14 protein-coding genes are annotated in these 15,567 nt (G+C 62.7%); 5 read left to right on the top strand and 9 right to left on the bottom strand.

Going from position 1 to position 15,567, the window contains the following annotated elements:
- Positions 1-62 precede the first annotated feature (62 nt).
- Positions 63-794, top strand: a complete 732-nt coding sequence (locus LB555_RS16340) for a hypothetical protein (protein ID WP_140661407.1) — start codon at positions 63-65, stop codon at positions 792-794.
- A 42-nt stretch (positions 795-836) separates the two neighbouring features.
- Here LB555_RS16340 and LB555_RS16335 read toward each other — a convergent pair whose 3' ends face one another.
- Positions 837-1,526: an HAD family hydrolase gene (locus tag LB555_RS16335; RefSeq protein WP_140617277.1), complete on the bottom strand. Its 690-nt coding sequence runs from the start codon at positions 1,524-1,526 to the stop codon at positions 837-839.
- Between the two features lie 178 nt (positions 1,527-1,704).
- On the opposite strand from LB555_RS16335, the gene LB555_RS16330 reads away from it, so the two are divergent.
- On the top strand, positions 1,705-2,838 hold the full coding sequence (locus LB555_RS16330; protein WP_140617276.1) for a site-specific DNA-methyltransferase: 1,134 nt from the start codon (positions 1,705-1,707) through the stop codon (positions 2,836-2,838).
- A gap of 64 nt (positions 2,839-2,902) precedes the next feature.
- Here LB555_RS16330 and LB555_RS16325 read toward each other — a convergent pair whose 3' ends face one another.
- Together LB555_RS16325 and mutY are read right to left on the bottom strand one after the other, a co-directional pair.
- Positions 2,903-3,514, bottom strand: coding sequence for an HAD family hydrolase (locus LB555_RS16325; RefSeq protein ID WP_224683273.1), 612 nt, complete (start codon positions 3,512-3,514; stop codon positions 2,903-2,905).
- Positions 3,507-4,646: an A/G-specific adenine glycosylase gene (mutY, locus tag LB555_RS16320; protein ID WP_224683272.1), complete on the bottom strand. Its 1,140-nt coding sequence runs from the start codon at positions 4,644-4,646 to the stop codon at positions 3,507-3,509. Before mutY ends, LB555_RS16325 begins: the two co-directional genes overlap by 8 nt.
- Before the next feature lie 53 nt (positions 4,647-4,699).
- Between mutY and LB555_RS16315 the strand changes: the two genes are divergently transcribed.
- The 3 genes from LB555_RS16315 to smc all read left to right on the top strand — a co-directional run bounded on the left by LB555_RS16315 (position 4,700) and on the right by smc (position 9,794).
- Complete coding sequence (locus tag LB555_RS16315; RefSeq protein WP_140878153.1) at positions 4,700-5,200, top strand: DUF721 domain-containing protein; 501 nt, start codon at positions 4,700-4,702, stop codon at positions 5,198-5,200.
- 268 nt (positions 5,201-5,468) lie between these two features.
- Positions 5,469-6,212: a DsbA family protein gene (locus tag LB555_RS16310; RefSeq protein ID WP_140617272.1), complete on the top strand. Its 744-nt coding sequence runs from the start codon at positions 5,469-5,471 to the stop codon at positions 6,210-6,212.
- 123 nt (positions 6,213-6,335) lie between these two features.
- The gene (smc, locus tag LB555_RS16305) at positions 6,336-9,794 is read left to right on the top strand and encodes a chromosome segregation protein SMC (RefSeq protein WP_224683271.1); all 3,459 of its coding nucleotides are present in this window, start codon (positions 6,336-6,338) and stop codon (positions 9,792-9,794) included.
- Positions 9,795-9,980: 186 nt separating this feature from the next.
- Here the strand turns inward: smc and LB555_RS16300 are convergent, their stop codons facing one another.
- The 6 genes from LB555_RS16300 to LB555_RS29315 all read right to left on the bottom strand — a co-directional run.
- Positions 9,981-10,439 carry a VanZ family protein gene (locus LB555_RS16300; protein ID WP_224683270.1) on the bottom strand — a complete coding sequence of 153 codons (459 nt, stop codon included), beginning with the start codon at positions 10,437-10,439 and terminating at the stop codon, positions 9,981-9,983.
- A gap of 133 nt (positions 10,440-10,572) precedes the next feature.
- Entirely contained in the window at positions 10,573-11,352 is a 780-nt protein-coding gene (locus tag LB555_RS16295; RefSeq protein ID WP_224683269.1) for a GGDEF domain-containing protein, read from the bottom strand.
- Positions 11,353-11,472: 120 nt separating this feature from the next.
- The gene (locus LB555_RS16290) at positions 11,473-12,135 is read right to left on the bottom strand and encodes a thermonuclease family protein (protein WP_224683268.1); all 663 of its coding nucleotides are present in this window, start codon (positions 12,133-12,135) and stop codon (positions 11,473-11,475) included.
- Positions 12,136-12,181: 46 nt separating this feature from the next.
- Positions 12,182-13,384: an ABC transporter substrate-binding protein gene (locus LB555_RS16285; RefSeq protein ID WP_224683267.1), complete on the bottom strand. Its 1,203-nt coding sequence runs from the start codon at positions 13,382-13,384 to the stop codon at positions 12,182-12,184.
- 29 nt (positions 13,385-13,413) lie between these two features.
- On the bottom strand, positions 13,414-13,782 hold the full coding sequence (locus LB555_RS16280; RefSeq protein WP_224683266.1) for a hypothetical protein: 369 nt from the start codon (positions 13,780-13,782) through the stop codon (positions 13,414-13,416).
- A gap of 72 nt (positions 13,783-13,854) precedes the next feature.
- The coding region (locus tag LB555_RS29315) for a type I secretion C-terminal target domain-containing protein (protein ID WP_263489132.1) at positions 13,855-15,567 on the bottom strand (1,713 nt) is incomplete at its 5' end.

Genomic DNA, 15,567 nt, shown 5'->3' with positions numbered 1-15,567 from the left:
GTCGCATTTTTGCCGCGCGGTTGATATACGTCACCAGCTTTGCGAGAGGGAAGTGCAGTTTCATGGCGTTTCGTATATCAAGTGGTCGCTTTTTGGCGGGTCTTGCGCTCACGGGCTTTATGCTTGCCGCCGCGGGCTGCCAATCAGGCGACAATGGCATCCTGAACCTCGGTTTCGGCAAGAAGGATCCGACGGCGCCACCGCCGCCGCAGGATCCCAAGGTGCTGGCCAGCCAGCTGAACGCCTATTGCCCAAGGGTGACGGTGCGCGACGGCACGGCCTTCTTCAACACCTATGTCAACGAGGTGCAGAAGCCCAAGCCGAAGCTCAAGAAGACCGGCGATGCCGCTGCGGATGCCGCGGCCCAGGCCGCCGCTGACGCCGCTGCTGCTACGCCGCCCGACGATTCGGCGAGGATCATTTATCAGGCGTCGATCAGCGACGTGACCCGCGATTGCAGCCGTGCCGACGGACAACTGACGATGAAGATCGCGGTTGCCGGCAAGATCGTGCCAGGGCCGAAATTCACGCCAGGCACCATCACCATGCCGATCCGCACCGCGGTCATGCACGGCACCGACGTGCTTTATTCGCAGATCCACCAGTATCAGGTTCAGGTGACCGATCCCTCGGTCGCGACCCAGTTTGTCTTCACCGATTCCAATGTCGTCGTACCGGCGCCGACGGCGCAGGACTATCAAGCCTATGCCGGTTACGACGAAACCGCGCCGAAGGCGACGACCGACAAGCCGAGGAAGAAGACCCACAGGAAGAAGACGGCCGCGACGAACTAGGCGGCTGTCGGCCTGGCTTGCCTCCAGCCGGACGCACGCATCTCAGGCATCCGCCGACCACTCCGACAGAGCGGCAATGACACTCTTCAGTTCCGCCCAGCGGCGGATCACCGTCTCGGCACCGGCCTCTGTCAAGGCGTCGGCATGGCCGGGATAGCTGTGGCTGGCGCCCGTAAAGCCGATCACGCGCATGCCGGCGGCCTTGGCGCCGGTGACGCCGTGCACGGAATCCTCGATGACGAAGGTGTTCGCCGGGTTGACGCCGAGCTTTTCGGCGGCATGCAGGAACACGTCTGGAGCCGGCTTGGTCTTTCCGGTCGGCGTTTCCATCGCCGAGAAGATGCGCCCGGCGAAGAACGGCAACAGATGCACCTTCTCCAGCATGAACTCGATCCGCTCCGAACGTGAGTTGGAGCAGACGCAGCGTTGCGACGTGACCGAGGCGACCGCTTCGCGCACGCCTTCGATGGCGCGCACGTCGCTGCGCAGTTTGCGGTCGACCAGTTCCTCGGCGCGGTCGATCAGCGACACCTGGAACGGGATTTTGGACTTCTCCTCGATTCGTATCAGTATGTCCTTGAAGGTCAGGCCGGCATAGGTCTCGGCAATCTCCTCCGCCGAGATTTCGTATCCGGCCAGGGTTATCAGTTCAGCTTCGACCCGCGCGGCGATGATTTCGGAATCGACGAGCACGCCGTCGCAATCGAAGATGACAAGATCTGGCTGGGGCATGGTGATCCGAACGATGGAGGGTGGAGGAATGGCCGCTCAGGGCTCAAGCGGCGCGGCATACACCAATGGACACGGCTTCGCAAACTCCTCCACGGCATCGATAAAGCTTCACCGAATATTTACGCTGATCGGTAACCATAACGGGCAGTAAACAGTAACGCGTGCCTTGGGTGTAAAAATGTCAGCCGTGCGTCTTCTCGACGAGCTCTCCCACGCTCCCCAGCAATCCGAATGGCTGGACACGATCCTGAAAGGCGACTGCGTCGCGGCGCTCGACCGCCTGCCGGAAAAGTCGATCGACGTCATCTTTGCCGATCCGCCCTACAATCTGCAGCTCGACGGCGACCTGCACCGTCCCGACCAGTCCAAGGTCGATGCGGTCGACGACGACTGGGACCAGTTCGAGAGCTTCGAAGCCTATGACGCTTTCACCCGCGCCTGGCTGCTGGCGGCACGCCGCGTGCTGAAGCCCAACGGCACCATCTGGGTCATTGGCTCCTATCACAACATCTTCCGCGTCGGGGCCAAGATGCAGGATCTCGGCTTCTGGATTCTCAACGACGTGGTCTGGCGCAAGACCAATCCGATGCCGAATTTTCGCGGCCGCCGCTTCCAGAACGCGCATGAGACGATGATCTGGGCTTCGCGTGACCAGAAGGGCAAGGGCTATACCTTCAACTACGAAGCGCTGAAGGCGTCGAACGACGATATCCAGATGCGCTCCGACTGGCTGTTCCCGATCTGCACCGGCGGCGAGCGCCTGAAGAATGAGAATGGCGACAAACTGCATCCGACTCAAAAGCCCGAGGCGCTGCTTGCCCGTATCATGATGGCCTCGACCAAGCCGGGTGACGTCGTGCTCGACCCGTTCTTCGGCTCCGGTACGACAGGCGCGGTTGCCAAGCGCCTCGGCCGTCACTTCGTCGGCATCGAGCGCGAGCAGGCCTATATCGACGCCGCCAATGAGCGCATCGACGCGGTGCGGCCACTCGACGAGGCGGATCTCACCGTGCTCACCGGCAAGCGCGCGGAGCCGCGCGTCGCCTTCGTCAGCCTGATCGACACCGGGCTGATGACGCCCGGCGCCACGCTCTATGACGCCAAGAAGCGCTGGGCCGCCAAGGTTCGCGCCGATGGGACCGTCGCGATCGGCGACAGCGCCGGCTCGATCCACAAGATCGGCGCCGAGGTGCAGGGATTGGACGCCTGCAACGGCTGGACCTTCTGGCATTATGAGCGCAGCGGCGGGCTTACCCCCATCGACGAACTGCGCCGCATCGCCCGGCTTGGCATGGAACGGGCAGGGGGCTGAGCTCTGCCGCCTGCCTCATATTTATTGATTCAAATGCTCAACGGATCGTCGCAAGCGATGGAGATCACGTCCTGATCCCCAATCGCTCAAGGTCTGCTTTAAGCGTGCTGGCATCGGTGAACAGCACCGCTTGCCAGCCGGCGGCCTTGGCGCCGTCGACATTTTTCTGGCTGTCGTCGATGAACAGCGTCGCCGATGGCTCGAGGCCGAACGCGGCCACGTGATGGTCGTAGATGCCACGATCCGGTTTGATCTTGCCAATCTCGCCCGAGATGGTGACGCCGCGCGGACGATCGAGGAAATCGAAGCGTTCGCGCGCTTCGGCCAGCGTGTCGGAAGCAAAGTTGGTCAGCATCGTCACATCGTGGCCGCTGTCGATCAGGCCGAGCATTATGGCGACACTGTCGTCATAGGCATGCGGCACCATCTCGTGCCAGTGGCGACGGAAATTGCGGATGTTTTCGGCGTGCTCGGGGTGCTCTGCGATCAGCAGCGCTTCGGCCTCTTCCCACGTCCGGCCGCGATCCTGCTCTATGTTCCAGTCATGCGTGCAGATATTGTCGAAGAACCACTTTCTCTCTTCGTCGTCGGGAATGAGGCGGCTGAAGGGAATGTTCGGATCGTAATGGATCAGCACCTTGCCGATGTCGAAAACGATGTGGCGGATTTCAGTCATGGGGCCTCTTTGCACTCAATGGCGACGGTTTTTTCGTCGCGCCGGGTATCGCAGCCTCGATTGCCTTTTTCATGACGGTGGGCAGCGCCTCGCCTGAAATCTCATGGGCGGGCGACCAGAAATGCCCTGCCAGGGCATCACCTTTGATGTGGGCGCGAAAGACTTCGAGTTCGAGCGCGAAATGGGTGAACACATGCGCGATTGTCCCGGCGTGCCGCCAGTCGCCGGCAAAGGGCGCTGCCGCCTCTGTGGTGGCTCCGTCCATCCGCGCCGTCCAGGCGGTGGTCGGCACTTCCGTCATGCCGCCGAGCAGCCCCTTCTCTGGCCGCTTGCGCAAAAGAATGGCACCGTCGTCACGCATGGCAACGAAAGCAGCCCCCCGCCGCAGCGGTTTGTCGGCCTTTGGCAGCCGCACCGGGAAATTTTCGGGGTCTTCTGAAACAACGGCGCTGCAGTCCTCGCGCAGCGGGCACAGCATGCAGCGCGGCCGGCGCGGCGTGCATATCGTGGCGCCGAGATCCATCATCGCCTGGGCGAAGTCGCCGGGTCTTGTCGCCGGCACCATGCGCTCGACATGGACCCGTATCTCGGCCTTGGCTTCGCTGAGCGGCGTCGTGATCGAAAACAGCCGTGAGATGACGCGTTCGACATTGCCGTCGACGACGGCGGCGTGGCGGTCGAAGGCGATGGCCGTTATTGCCGCCGATGTATAGGCGCCGATCCCCGGCAATTCTCGAAGTCCGATCTCGGTGTCCGGAAACCGGCCGCCGCGCGCCGCCACCAGATCCGCGCAGGCCTTGAGGTTGCGGGCGCGGGAGTAGTAACCGAGCCCCGCCCAGGCTTTCATCACATCCTCCGTCGGCGCCGCGGCCAGCGCTTCGATATCGGGCCATTTCTCGACAAAGGCGAGGAAGTACGATTTCACCGCTTCGACGGTGGTCTGCTGCAGCATCACCTCCGACAGCCAGATACGGTAGGGATCGGGCCGCACACCTCGTGCATGCTCGCGCGGGGTCACGCGCCACGGCAATTCGCGATGATGCGCGTCATACCAGGCGAGCAGGCGCGACGCCGTATCGTCCGAGATGACCTTGCTGGTCTGGGCCTTGCGGGTCTGGTCTGCTGGTGCCATTGATCTTGCGTTGGCCTGGCCGGTATCTGCTGGGTCGTGGCTGGAGAACGCACATGGCAGGGAAAAGGCGCTTCGGCAATCCCGTTCCGGTGAGCGATCTCGCCACCGACATCCTCGACCCGGTGCTGCGCAAGCGGGCAGGCATCTCGATCGGTCTCGTCCAGTCGTGGGAAGAGATTGCCGGACCGCGCTTGGCCATCCATTCGCGGCCCGAAAAGATCCAGTGGCCGCGCCGCCTGCACGAGGATGATCCGTTCGAGCCGGCCGTACTGGTCATCGCCTGCGAAGGCATGGCCGCGCTTCATCTGCAGCACGAGACCGGCGAGATCATCAACCGGGTGAACGCCTTCCTGGGTTTCAGGGCGATAGGCCGCATCAGGATCGTGCAGAAGCCGATAAGCTCGGGAAGAGCCCGGCCCAAACCCACCCTCAGGGCGTTGAGCGCGGCCGAAAAGGCGAAATTGTCCGATACTGTCGGGCTTATAGAGGATGACGGGCTGCGCGCCTCGCTGGAACGGCTGGGGGCGACCATTCTGGGCGCAAGGAAAGCCTAGACGGCTGCAATGACCCCAGGGACTATCCCGAGGCCGTCTGGCCAAGGGCGAAGTGGAACGGTTACAGTTGCCCCGGTCGGCCCAAACGGAGACGATCCCCTTGGTTCTGATTGGAAACGGTCATAGGTTTGTCGTTAATCTCGCGCATTCGTGATCGCCCTTGTCAGGTTTCACGATTGGATTGGGGACAGGGATGCCTTAATTCGCGCCAACTCTCGCCTTTTCGTGCCTTTGCATTGCAAAATCCAACTCTTATCAGGTGATTCGTATGAGCCGTCCCCCGTTTGGCCAAAGCTTCTCTCGCAGAAACGTCCTGACATCGCTGGCCGCAATCCCGGCGGTGGCCCTGCTCGCCGCCTGCAGTGATTCCGGCGAAGAGGCGAAGGCCGCGGATGTCAAACCCGCGAATCCGGCAACGCCCGCAAAGCCGGCCACGCCCGCCGCGGTCCAGGTACCGGAAGCGCAGGGCACCGTCGACATGACCGAACTGATGAAGCCGGGCGCGCTGCCCGACAAGCAGCTCGGCAAGGACGACGCCAAGGTCACCATCGTCGAATACGCCTCGATGACCTGCCCGCACTGCGCGCATTTCGCCGAGACCACCTTTCCGGATTTGAAGACCAAGTACATCGATACCGGCAAGGCGCGCTACATCCTGCGCGAATTCCCATTCGATCCGAGCGCCGAAGCCGGTTTCATGCTGGCGCGTTGCGCCAAGGATAACTATTTCCCGATGGTCGACGTGCTGTTCAGGCAGCAGGCGAACTGGGTCGGCGTGTCGAACACCAAGGAAGCGCTGCTGCAAATTTCCAAGCTTGCCGGTTTTACACAGGAGTCCTTCGAGGCCTGCTTGACGGACCAGAAACTTCTGGACGATGTGAGATCGGTTCAGAAGCGTGGCGCCAATGAATTCAAGGTCGACTCGACGCCGACCTTCTTCATCAACGGTAAGACCTACAAAGGGGCGATGTCGATTGAGGAAATGTCGGCCATCATCGACCCTCTGCTCTGACATCGGCTCAGTGCTGAAGCGGCAGCGCTCCGGCGCTGCTTGGCTCTCCATCCGTTCGCGCGCTCTGCGTCCTATCGCAAAACCTCGGTACACTCTTGCCGAACCGGTGTATGAGGCGCGCGAATGAAGTTTTCGCGCCTCCGCCTTCTTGGTTTCAAGTCCTTCGTCGAACCCGGCGAGTTCGTCATCGAACGCGGCCTGACCGGCATTGTCGGGCCGAACGGCTGCGGCAAGTCGAACCTTGTCGAGGCGCTGCGTTGGGTAATGGGCGAAAGCTCCTACAAGAACATGCGCGCGTCCGGCATGGACGACGTCATCTTTTCCGGCTCGGGCACCCGTCCCGCCCGCAACACCGCCGAAGTCACGCTTTTCCTCGACAACAGCGACCGCTCGGCTCCATCCGCCTTCAACGATGCCGACGAACTGCAGGTATCGCGCCGCATCGAGCGCGAGGCCGGCTCGCTCTACCGCATCAACGGCAAGGAAGCGCGTGCCAAGGACGTGCAGCTTCTGTTCGCCGACCAGTCGACCGGCGCGCGCTCGCCCTCGATGGTCGGGCAAGGCCGTATCGGCGAACTGATCCAGGCCAAGCCGCAGGCCCGTCGCGCCCTGCTCGAAGAAGCGGCCGGTATTTCGGGCCTGCACACCCGTCGCCACGAAGCGGAACTGCGGCTTAAGGCGGCCGAGCAGAACCTCGAACGCCTGGACGATGTCGTGGGCGAGCTGGAAAGCCAGATCGAAAGCCTCAAGCGCCAGGCGCGCCAGGCTTCCCGCTTCAAGAACCTGTCGGCCGACATCCGCAAGGCCGAAGCAACGCTCTTGCACCTGCGCTGGACGCTGGCCAAGACACAGGAAGGCGAGGCGCGTTCGGCGCTGGCCACGGCAACGGCGCTCGTCGGCGACCGCGCCGCCACGCAGATGAACGCGGCCAAGGAGCAAGGCATCTCCGCCCATCGCCTGCCTGACCTGCGCGACGCGGAAGCCGCGGCTGCCGCGGCTTTCCAGCGCCTGTCGATCGCCAGGTCGCAGATCGAGGAAGAAGCTGGCCGTATCCGCAACCGGCAGGCCGAACTCGAACGCCGGCTGCAGCAGCTCGACGGCGACATTGCCCGCGAAGAGCGGATGGTGCGCGACAATGCCGACGTTCTCGAGCGCCTGCGTGCGGAAGAGGCCGCGCTGAACTCCGAAAACGCCGGCGCCGCCGAGCGCGAGGCCACCACCCGCGCGGTATTCGAACAGGCAGCCTCGACGCTTGCGCAAAGCGAAGCCAAACTTGCCGCGCTGACCGCCGAGCGCGCCGAGGCCGCCGCCTCGCGCCACCAGATCGAACGGACTTTGCGCGAAACCGCGGAGCGTCGCGACCGCTTCGCCCGCCAACTCGCCGACGTCGACCGCGAATTGTCGGACATCCTCTCCAAGGTCGCCGGCTTGCCGGATCCGGCCGAGAAGCAGGTACTGGTCGAGCAGGCGATGGCGTTGCTGGAGGAGTCCGAGGCAGCGGTGGAGCAGGCTGAACAGTCGGTCATCGACGGCCGTGGCGCTGAAAGCGCTGCCCGCCCGCCGCTTCAGGACGCCAAGGCCGAGCTGGCGCGGATCGAGACCGAAGCGCGCACGCTGGCCAAGATCCTGAACGCGGCCAGCGGCGATCTCTTCCCTTCGGTGCTGGAGCAGATCAGCGTCGAGCGCGGCTTCGAGACGGCACTGGGGGCCGCCCTTGGCGAAGACCTCGACGTGCCGCTCGACCGCAGTGCACCGGCGCATTGGGGCGAAAGCGAAATCCAGCCCGGCGATGCCGCGCTTCCGGAAGGGATCAAGAGCCTTGCCAGCGTGGTTCGCGCGCCGGCGCAACTAGCCCGACGTCTTGCGCAGATCGGCATCGTCGAGGCCGCTGACGGCCGCCGGTTGCAGGGGCTTCTGGCTCCAGGCCAGCGCCTGGTCAGCCGCCAGGGTGCGCTGTGGCGTTGGGACGGCCTGACCGCCAGCGCCGATGCACCGACCGCCGCGGCACAAAGGCTGGCACAGAAGAACCGGCTTGCGGAACTCGATGCCGAAGCGGTGCAAGCGACGCTTGTGTTGCGCCAGGCCGAGGAAGCGCTAGCGCAGGCCGAGCAGGCGATCCGCCAGGCAAGCGAAGCCGAACGCAACACGCGCCAGGCGGGACGTGAGGCCCAGCACCGGCTGGACGCCGCCCGCAGTGCGCTGGCCGAGGCGGAAAAGGCCGGCGGTGAACTATCGAGCCGGCGTGCCGCGCTGGATGAGGCGCGCGCCCGCATCTTCGACAGCCATGAGGAGACGTCAGCGGCTTTCGTCGAGGCCGAGATGCTGCTGCAGGACGCGCCCGATCTCGGCGACCTGCAATTGCAGCTCGAACAGTCCTCGGCCAATGTCTCGCGCGACCGGGCCGCGCTTGCCGACGCGCGCGCCGTCCACGAGGGCTTGCGGCGAGAAGCCGAGGCACGCACACGCCGGCTTGACGCCATAGGTGCCGAACGCAGCAACTGGCTGGTGCGCGCCGAAAACGCCTCGACGCAGATCGCGTCGCTCGCCGAACGCAAGGCAGAGGCCGAGGCCGAGCGCGAACGGCTGGCCGATGCGCCCGACGAGATCGACGCCAAGCGGCGTGCGCTGCTGTCGCAGCTCACCGAGGCCGAAACCTTGCGCAAGGCGGCAGCCGACCGGTTGCAGGAGGCGGAGAACAGGCAGGCCGAACTGGACAAGGCGGCCACATCCGCCATCCAGTCGCTGGCCGAAGCGCGCGAAACCCGCGCCCGCGCCGAGGAACGGCTGACGGCGGCCGACGAACGCCGGCTGGAGGTCGAGGCGCGCATCCAGGAGACGTTGAACACGCCGCCGCATCTGGTCATCCGCCACACCGGCCTGGAAGCCGACGATCCGATGCCCGAAATGCCCGAGATCGAACGCCAGTTGGATCGGCTGAAGGTCGAGCGCGAGCGGCTCGGCGCCGTCAATCTGCGTGCCGAGGAAGAGCAGAGGGAGCTTTCCGAGCGCCTGGAGGCGATCGTTTCCGAGCGCGAGGACATTATCGAAGCGATTCGCAAGCTCAGGCAAGCAATCCAGAGCCTCAATCGTGAAGGCCGCGAACGGCTGCTGGCCGCCTTCGATGTCGTCAACAGCCACTTTCAGCGACTGTTCTCGCATCTGTTCGGTGGCGGCACGGCGGAATTGCAGCTGATCGAATCCGAAGATCCGCTGGAGGCGGGCCTGGAGATTCTTGCCCGACCGCCCGGCAAGAAGCCGCAGACCATGACGCTGCTGTCGGGCGGCGAGCAGGCGCTGACTGCGATGTCGCTGATCTTCGCTGTCTTCCTGACCAACCCGGCACCGATCTGCGTGCTCGACGAAGTCGATGCGCCGCTCGACGATCACAATGTCGAGCGCTTCTGCAATCTCATGGACGAGATGGCCAAGACCACCGAGACGCGTTTCGTCATCATCACCCACAATCCCATCACCATGGCCCGCATGGACCGGCTGTTCGGCGTGACCATGGCCGAGCAGGGCGTCAGCCAGCTTGTCTCTGTCGATTTGCAGGCGGCAGAGGCGATGCGCGAGGCGAGTTGACGCGTCCGACCGCCATCGGCGGACCGCTTAGGTTTTCTGATCGTGTCCGTGGGACTGGTGTTTGGCCGAGGCCCAGAGGAAATAGAGCGGGCCCATGTTCAGCACAGGCACGCGACGATCCCGCTCGCGATCGCGCAGTTCGCGGTAGACCTTCACCTTCAGGGCCAACTTGCTGGTTTGGCTATCTCAATTCATACGTCGCGAAATCCAGTTCGCGCAGATTGCCGCCAGAAGTCCGCAAGCCATGCCGACGCAATCGGCGATCCAGTCGAACACGTCGAGATCACGCTCTATCAGCGACGTGCCCTGGAGGATTTCGATCGCGGCTCCAACCAGGGCGAGGAAGATGATCAGCCTCGTCTTGCGGCCGGGCCAGCCCAGACTTCCCAGAAACGCCAGGATCGCGAAGGCGCTCGCATGGTTGGCCTTGTCGTAGTGGAAGCCGATATCGATGCCGAATTCGTCGAGGCGAGATATCGGCAGCAACGCGAGCACCAAGACCGCAATGAGCGTGGCGATAAAGGCAATCCGCTCGGCGGCTGAGTAAAATTTCATTCTGTTCCGTCGATACACCAGCCATCGAGGTCGGGTCCGGAGATCTTGGTCAGGTGGCATGCCGGGTGTAAGCGGCAGGCTGGCGTCCATGGCCACGATTGCATAAGCCGGCTTCGAAAAGCAACGAGCCCGTCTCGCGATCACGAGGGGATCCCAAGGCGTGCCGCCCATTTGCCGGGCAGGGCACGCCTTCCGCCTATTGGCGATAAATGGTGCCGGCTCGTCAGATTGAAGCGCGTTGAATACGCGACAATCCAAAACCGCCTTTGCCCGACAAGCTCTCTTCGGCAGGCCGGAACATGTCCTCGAAGTCCAGGTCCTGCTCGAAAACCACGCCCCCGACGGACACGGCCAGGATCTCCTCGGCTCCCTGAGGGGCGAAATAGACCTGCGAGACAGTGGCACGGATACGCTCGCCAACCGTCCTGGCTTCGGCCTCGCTCGTTCCGGGAAGGAACACACCGAACATGGAGGCACCTATGCGGCCGACGACGTCTTGCGAGCGCACGCAAGACCGGATGGTTGAAGCGATCAGGCGCAAGGCCTCGTCGCCCCAGTTCAGGCCGAAGCGCAAGTTGATGGCGTTCAGGTGTTCAGGATGAATGACCAGGAACGCGCCCGATCGCTCGCCTTGTGGGGAAGACCTGATCGCCCGTCTCTCGATGAGCGACGAGAAGACCCTCCCGTTCAGGCAACCAGTCAGCGTATCGAAGGTCGCGGCCCGGTTGAGTTCCCGCCGATAGCGACGGATCTCGGCCAGTTTCAGGCCTATGAACACAAACAGCGGCAAGCAGATCACCACAGGCAAAAGTGTTGCCGTGATCATGCCGCGCCCGAAAGGCGTCAGCGCCTCGCTGAACAACAGCAGATAGTTCAGGACGAGGGACACGCACAGGCTGCCGACGGTTCCAAGAAATGCCAGCCAGGCAATGGTCTTCCATTCATGATGGACCGGGACATCAGCTGCTGCATTGCTCATCGTCGATCTCCGTTCGATCGCCAAGCATAAGACCGGCAAGTTACGATTTCGGTTTCGAAGAACAATACAATTTGACACGTTGGTTAGATCGCCAAGCTTCTGAACGGAGGATGCTGCCCTTTGTGGCGAATCCGGTGCTGTCGCCTATGGCGGGCCGAAGATTCCCATCTCCGTCGCCCTGGCTGTTGCTTCGGCCTTGCCATAGATGCCGCTCGGCAAGGCCAGCGCCCAGCCATTCGATACCAGCCAGGCACCGACATCCTGTTTGCCCAGCCTGCATGTCACCGCGACAGGGAAGCGGTCGACCACCGGAGGCACGAAGCAGTTCAGCGCTCGCCCGCGCATCCAGTTGTTGAAAGCCGCGTAGGCCCGCTGTCCGCATGGCCACGCGCTCTCGTGAAACAGGCAGACCCTGTCGGTCTGGACGCCCTGGGTTCCACTGATGAACAGTTTACGCCCCATTGAGTCGAAACCAGCCGACGACGTGGCCACTGGATGGTACAGCAGTGTTTCCCGCCAATCCCTGGGCATCCATGACTTGGGGCGTGATGCGAGGCCGAGGTCGCCAAGCGGCAAACGAGGTTCCACCCGCTCCATCTCCGATTCCTCGATCTCCGGCGGTGCGATGAGATCCTCGGCAATCTTGCGGGCTGAGTTGACGATCGATCGAGCCGGATGTCGCGCGACGTCATCGCCCACGTCAGGGGCTGGGTCGGTGAGGCTTCGTTCGACGGGGAACAGGGTCGCTGCCTTGATCAGCAGCAGGATACCGATGAGAAGCTCGAGGCCCGCGAGCGCGACCATCATGCGAACGCGCCCCCGATGTCCCATCGGGCCGCCCGCGTCCAATTCGCTAGAAGCTGGACGTCGATTTGGCAACCAGTTTGAGCGCACCTTTTTCAATCCGGTAAAACGGCATCGAGCGTTCGCTGGATCCATCCGCGCGGAACCTGAACAAGCCGGTCGATCCGCGAAAGCCATTCGGGTTCTCGAAAACCTGCCTGTTGAAGCCATTGGGTCCGGCAGCGCTCGCGATGCCCGCAGTAAGGGCGACCATATCATAGGCATAAGCGACATTGACGTCGGCCTGGTAATTGAAGCTTGCCTTGAAACGATCCGAAATGGGGCCTGTTTCATGTTGGTCGAGCGTCGCGATATAGGCGCCTTCGAAAAGCGGACTGGTCGGGTGCTCCAGCCAGCGGTTCGTGCCAACCACGGAGGTTGATTTTCCAGGGATGCCTTTTGCCTTCAGGGCGATCAGGATTGGCGATGGATTGCTGTCGCCGCTGGCGACGATCACGGCGTCGGGGGCGTCAACCAGCGAGCCCATGTCCGCGACCGCCTTTGCCGCGCTGTCGGCGCTCGTGTAGGGGATGGTGATCGCAAGTGCGGCGCCGTACACGCTGAGGCTGTTGGCGACGTGTTTTTCGGCAATATCGGCACCCGCGCCCGCTGGCACCAGCAGGACGAATTTCTTGCCGCCCTTGGCCGCGATTGCGCCGGCGCCCGCCGCGGCGCTGTCCGCCTCGCCAAGGCATACCGCATAGACGCCTGGGCCGCCGGCAAAATTTTCCGCGAGAGCCAGAACCACGGGCCGGTTCGAGCCCGACAGTTTCGCGACATGCTGCGCCGCCGGCAGTTCGGTCGGACCGATGACCACTTTCGCCCCCGAAGTTATGGCCTTTACCGCCAGTTGCTGGGAGTAAGCCGCGTCTCCCCTTGTGTCCTCGACGGTAAGCGTCAGCAGGGGATTACCGAGGTCCGTCATGGCGAGCTTGGCGGCGTCGAGCATCTTTTTGCCGTTTTCGCCCGCTGATCCGGAAGCGGACAGCGGCAGCAGCATGGCGACTTTCGTGGGTCCCGTGCCGAGGGACTGCGTCGCCTGGCTTGCGTTTGCCACAGCAACAACAGCAGCCGGCTGATTGGCGACCTGGATGGCGGCGGGGTCGAGCGCGTCCGACACCGAGCTTTTCGATTGGCAGCCGAGCAGCGATAGCGCCAGCGCGCAAGCGACCGCCCATGTCCGCGGGCCGTGGACCGGCCGGTCAGATTCCATGTTCTGCCTGCGCGCTTTCGCTCTTGCGGTCAGTTCATGTACTCGACCATGCGGTCGTGAAAACACTCGCATTTATTGAGCGTGTCTTCGTCCTTGTAATTCGTCTTCAGGTAGCCGTAAGCCATGCCGCAAGCGACCTTGGCTTCCGACGCCCAGACGAAGACCGGCCGGGACGAGTTGATCCATTCCGGGCTGTTGGCGACGGCAACCGACTCGTCCATCAGCTTGACGACCTGTTTCGTGAGGTCGACCGTGTTGTCGGTCAGCACCAGATTGGAGGTTCCAACGGTGCGACAATAGTCGGCCACGGGTCCCTCGATGATGTCGGCGGCAAAGCCGGTCGATCCAGCCAGGAACAGCGCCGTGGCCGAAATCAGTAATTTTGAACAACGCTTCATTTAAGTCCCTCTCCAAACTGCGGTATTATGTTTCGCTAATATGTAGCATGAGAGAACGGCCGCGCATAAGTGCTAAATCGTGGCCGTGTGCTGTGTGTGAGCCGTGTCGTCGTAAATCAGACTGATGGTGCCGGCGACAGGTGCGTTCTGCAAGACGGCGACGTCGACGAAATTGGCGCCACCGGTTGTACCATTGGCGTCGACGCTGAGCGTGTGTGATGCCGAGTCGTATTTCACGAAGTCCCCGATATTTGCCCCTGGACCTGTTTCAAACAGGGATGACAGGTCGATCTTGTCGCCTTGTGCACCACTGTAGTCGGCGATGAGGTCCTTGATGTCCAACCCGTCGAGCTTGAATGTGTCGGCGCCCGTGCCGCCGGTCATGGTGTCCTGGCCGGCGCCGCCGATGAGAAGGTCGTTGCCGGCGTTGCCGTTGATCGTATCGTTGCCGGCGCCGCCATAGAGCACGTTGTTGCCGCTGTCGCCATTCAGCGTGTCGTTGAAGTCCGACCCGATGATATGAGGCGCCGCCAGCGTCGAAGTATACAAATGGGAGTCACCGGCCAGATCTGACGAGTGATTCTGGATGGTTTGTCCCGTCGGGCTCAAAGTGATACCGATGGTGCCCGCAGCTGTGTCGTTATCGCCATCGACAACACTGACGGGAAGATCGAAGCTCACCGGACTGTTTGTCGAAGCTGCCGCGCCAAAATCTCCGAGTTTGAACGTGTCACCCGACTCGTAACCAATCTCGAGACTGTTATACCCATTGGCCGTGTAGGTGGCTATTGAGGTGTTCTGCAGGATGGATCCGACCACGGCCTCGTATTGAGTTCCAGGAGCGGCACCGTCGACGAAATGCACTGTAAATACGTGACCGCCAACCGTGACGTTCGTCGTTGTGGTGCTGATCTCGGCGAACGTCACCAGCTTGGTCTCGCCGTTGTAGCTCAATGCGACCGCGGTAACAGAATCCTGGACGCCGTCGCCAACCTTTACGTTCCCATCCGGATCGTCGAAGGCGGCGAAGCGAGCCGCGGACTGAGATGAGATACCGGTGAACTTCGCCGACGCGCCGTTCGTAGTATAATGTCCTTCGAAGAGATGGGTCGAGGGCGACGAGTAGCTGCCGTTCGGAGGGTTGCCGGTCAAATCTACGACGAAGTCAAGGCGCATTTTCTCACCTGACCCAACCGAATTGCCACCGCTGACGCCGCCCTCATTGGCGTTAGTGTTCAAAGTTCCAGAGCTGACTCCGCTTTCTATGGGCGTAAGCAGCAGATCCTTGCTGTCGTCATTGGCCGCCGTATTGAAGCCTGCCCAAGCCCCGTTGCCGCCAACGAAATCATAGCCACCTCCGTTGAAATCCACAGTGGTTATGCTGTCCACAGTTCCGTTCATCTCGACGGAGTAGGAAGCGGTCGCCGGGTTGAGCGTAATGACAAACACGGATGTGGCGCCGGCCAGACCCGTGAGCGTGTGGCCGTCGGCTGAGACGTCGTACACGATCGAAACGCCGTTTGAGGTCAGTCCGCTTGCCGTGCCTTCGAGCGACGTCGGGAAGATGACTGTTCCGCCATCAGCGCCGTAGTTGTTGGTAAGTATCCCGTCGATATCGAGGTCGAACGAGACGGCCGCTCCTGCTCCGTTTGCCACAACTGCGGAGGCCGGAGATATTGCCGTCGGCAAGGCATCGTCGAAGCCGAGGTTGCCGCCCAGGTCGGCGCTCACCGTCGAGGTCGCCTGGTCGTTGTCGCCATCCGTCACCGTCGCCGTCGCCGACAG

The sequence above is a fragment of the Mesorhizobium sp. BR-1-1-10 genome, assembly GCF_020165595.1.
GTDB lineage: Bacteria > Pseudomonadota > Alphaproteobacteria > Rhizobiales > Rhizobiaceae > Mesorhizobium > Mesorhizobium australicum.
This window is presented reverse-complemented; position numbering and strand designations above follow the sequence as displayed.

Coding starts and splice junctions, on each gene's coding strand:
- LB555_RS16325 (WP_224683273.1), bottom strand. CDS start 3,514: ATGACTGAAATCCGCCACATCGTTTTCGACATCGGCAAGGTGCTGATC.
- LB555_RS16315 (WP_140878153.1), top strand. CDS start 4,700: ATGGCAGGGAAAAGGCGCTTCGGCAATCCCGTTCCGGTGAGCGATCTC.
- LB555_RS16335 (WP_140617277.1), bottom strand. CDS start 1,526: ATGCCCCAGCCAGATCTTGTCATCTTCGATTGCGACGGCGTGCTCGTC.
- mutY (WP_224683272.1), bottom strand. CDS start 4,646: ATGGCACCAGCAGACCAGACCCGCAAGGCCCAGACCAGCAAGGTCATC.
- LB555_RS16310 (WP_140617272.1), top strand. CDS start 5,469: ATGAGCCGTCCCCCGTTTGGCCAAAGCTTCTCTCGCAGAAACGTCCTG.
- LB555_RS16280 (WP_224683266.1), bottom strand. CDS start 13,782: ATGAAGCGTTGTTCAAAATTACTGATTTCGGCCACGGCGCTGTTCCTG.
- smc (WP_224683271.1), top strand. CDS start 6,336: ATGAAGTTTTCGCGCCTCCGCCTTCTTGGTTTCAAGTCCTTCGTCGAA.
- LB555_RS16340 (WP_140661407.1), top strand. CDS start 63: ATGGCGTTTCGTATATCAAGTGGTCGCTTTTTGGCGGGTCTTGCGCTC.
- LB555_RS16290 (WP_224683268.1), bottom strand. CDS start 12,135: ATGATGGTCGCGCTCGCGGGCCTCGAGCTTCTCATCGGTATCCTGCTG.
- LB555_RS16330 (WP_140617276.1), top strand. CDS start 1,705: ATGTCAGCCGTGCGTCTTCTCGACGAGCTCTCCCACGCTCCCCAGCAA.
- LB555_RS16300 (WP_224683270.1), bottom strand. CDS start 10,439: ATGGACGCCAGCCTGCCGCTTACACCCGGCATGCCACCTGACCAAGAT.
- LB555_RS16285 (WP_224683267.1), bottom strand. CDS start 13,384: ATGGAATCTGACCGGCCGGTCCACGGCCCGCGGACATGGGCGGTCGCT.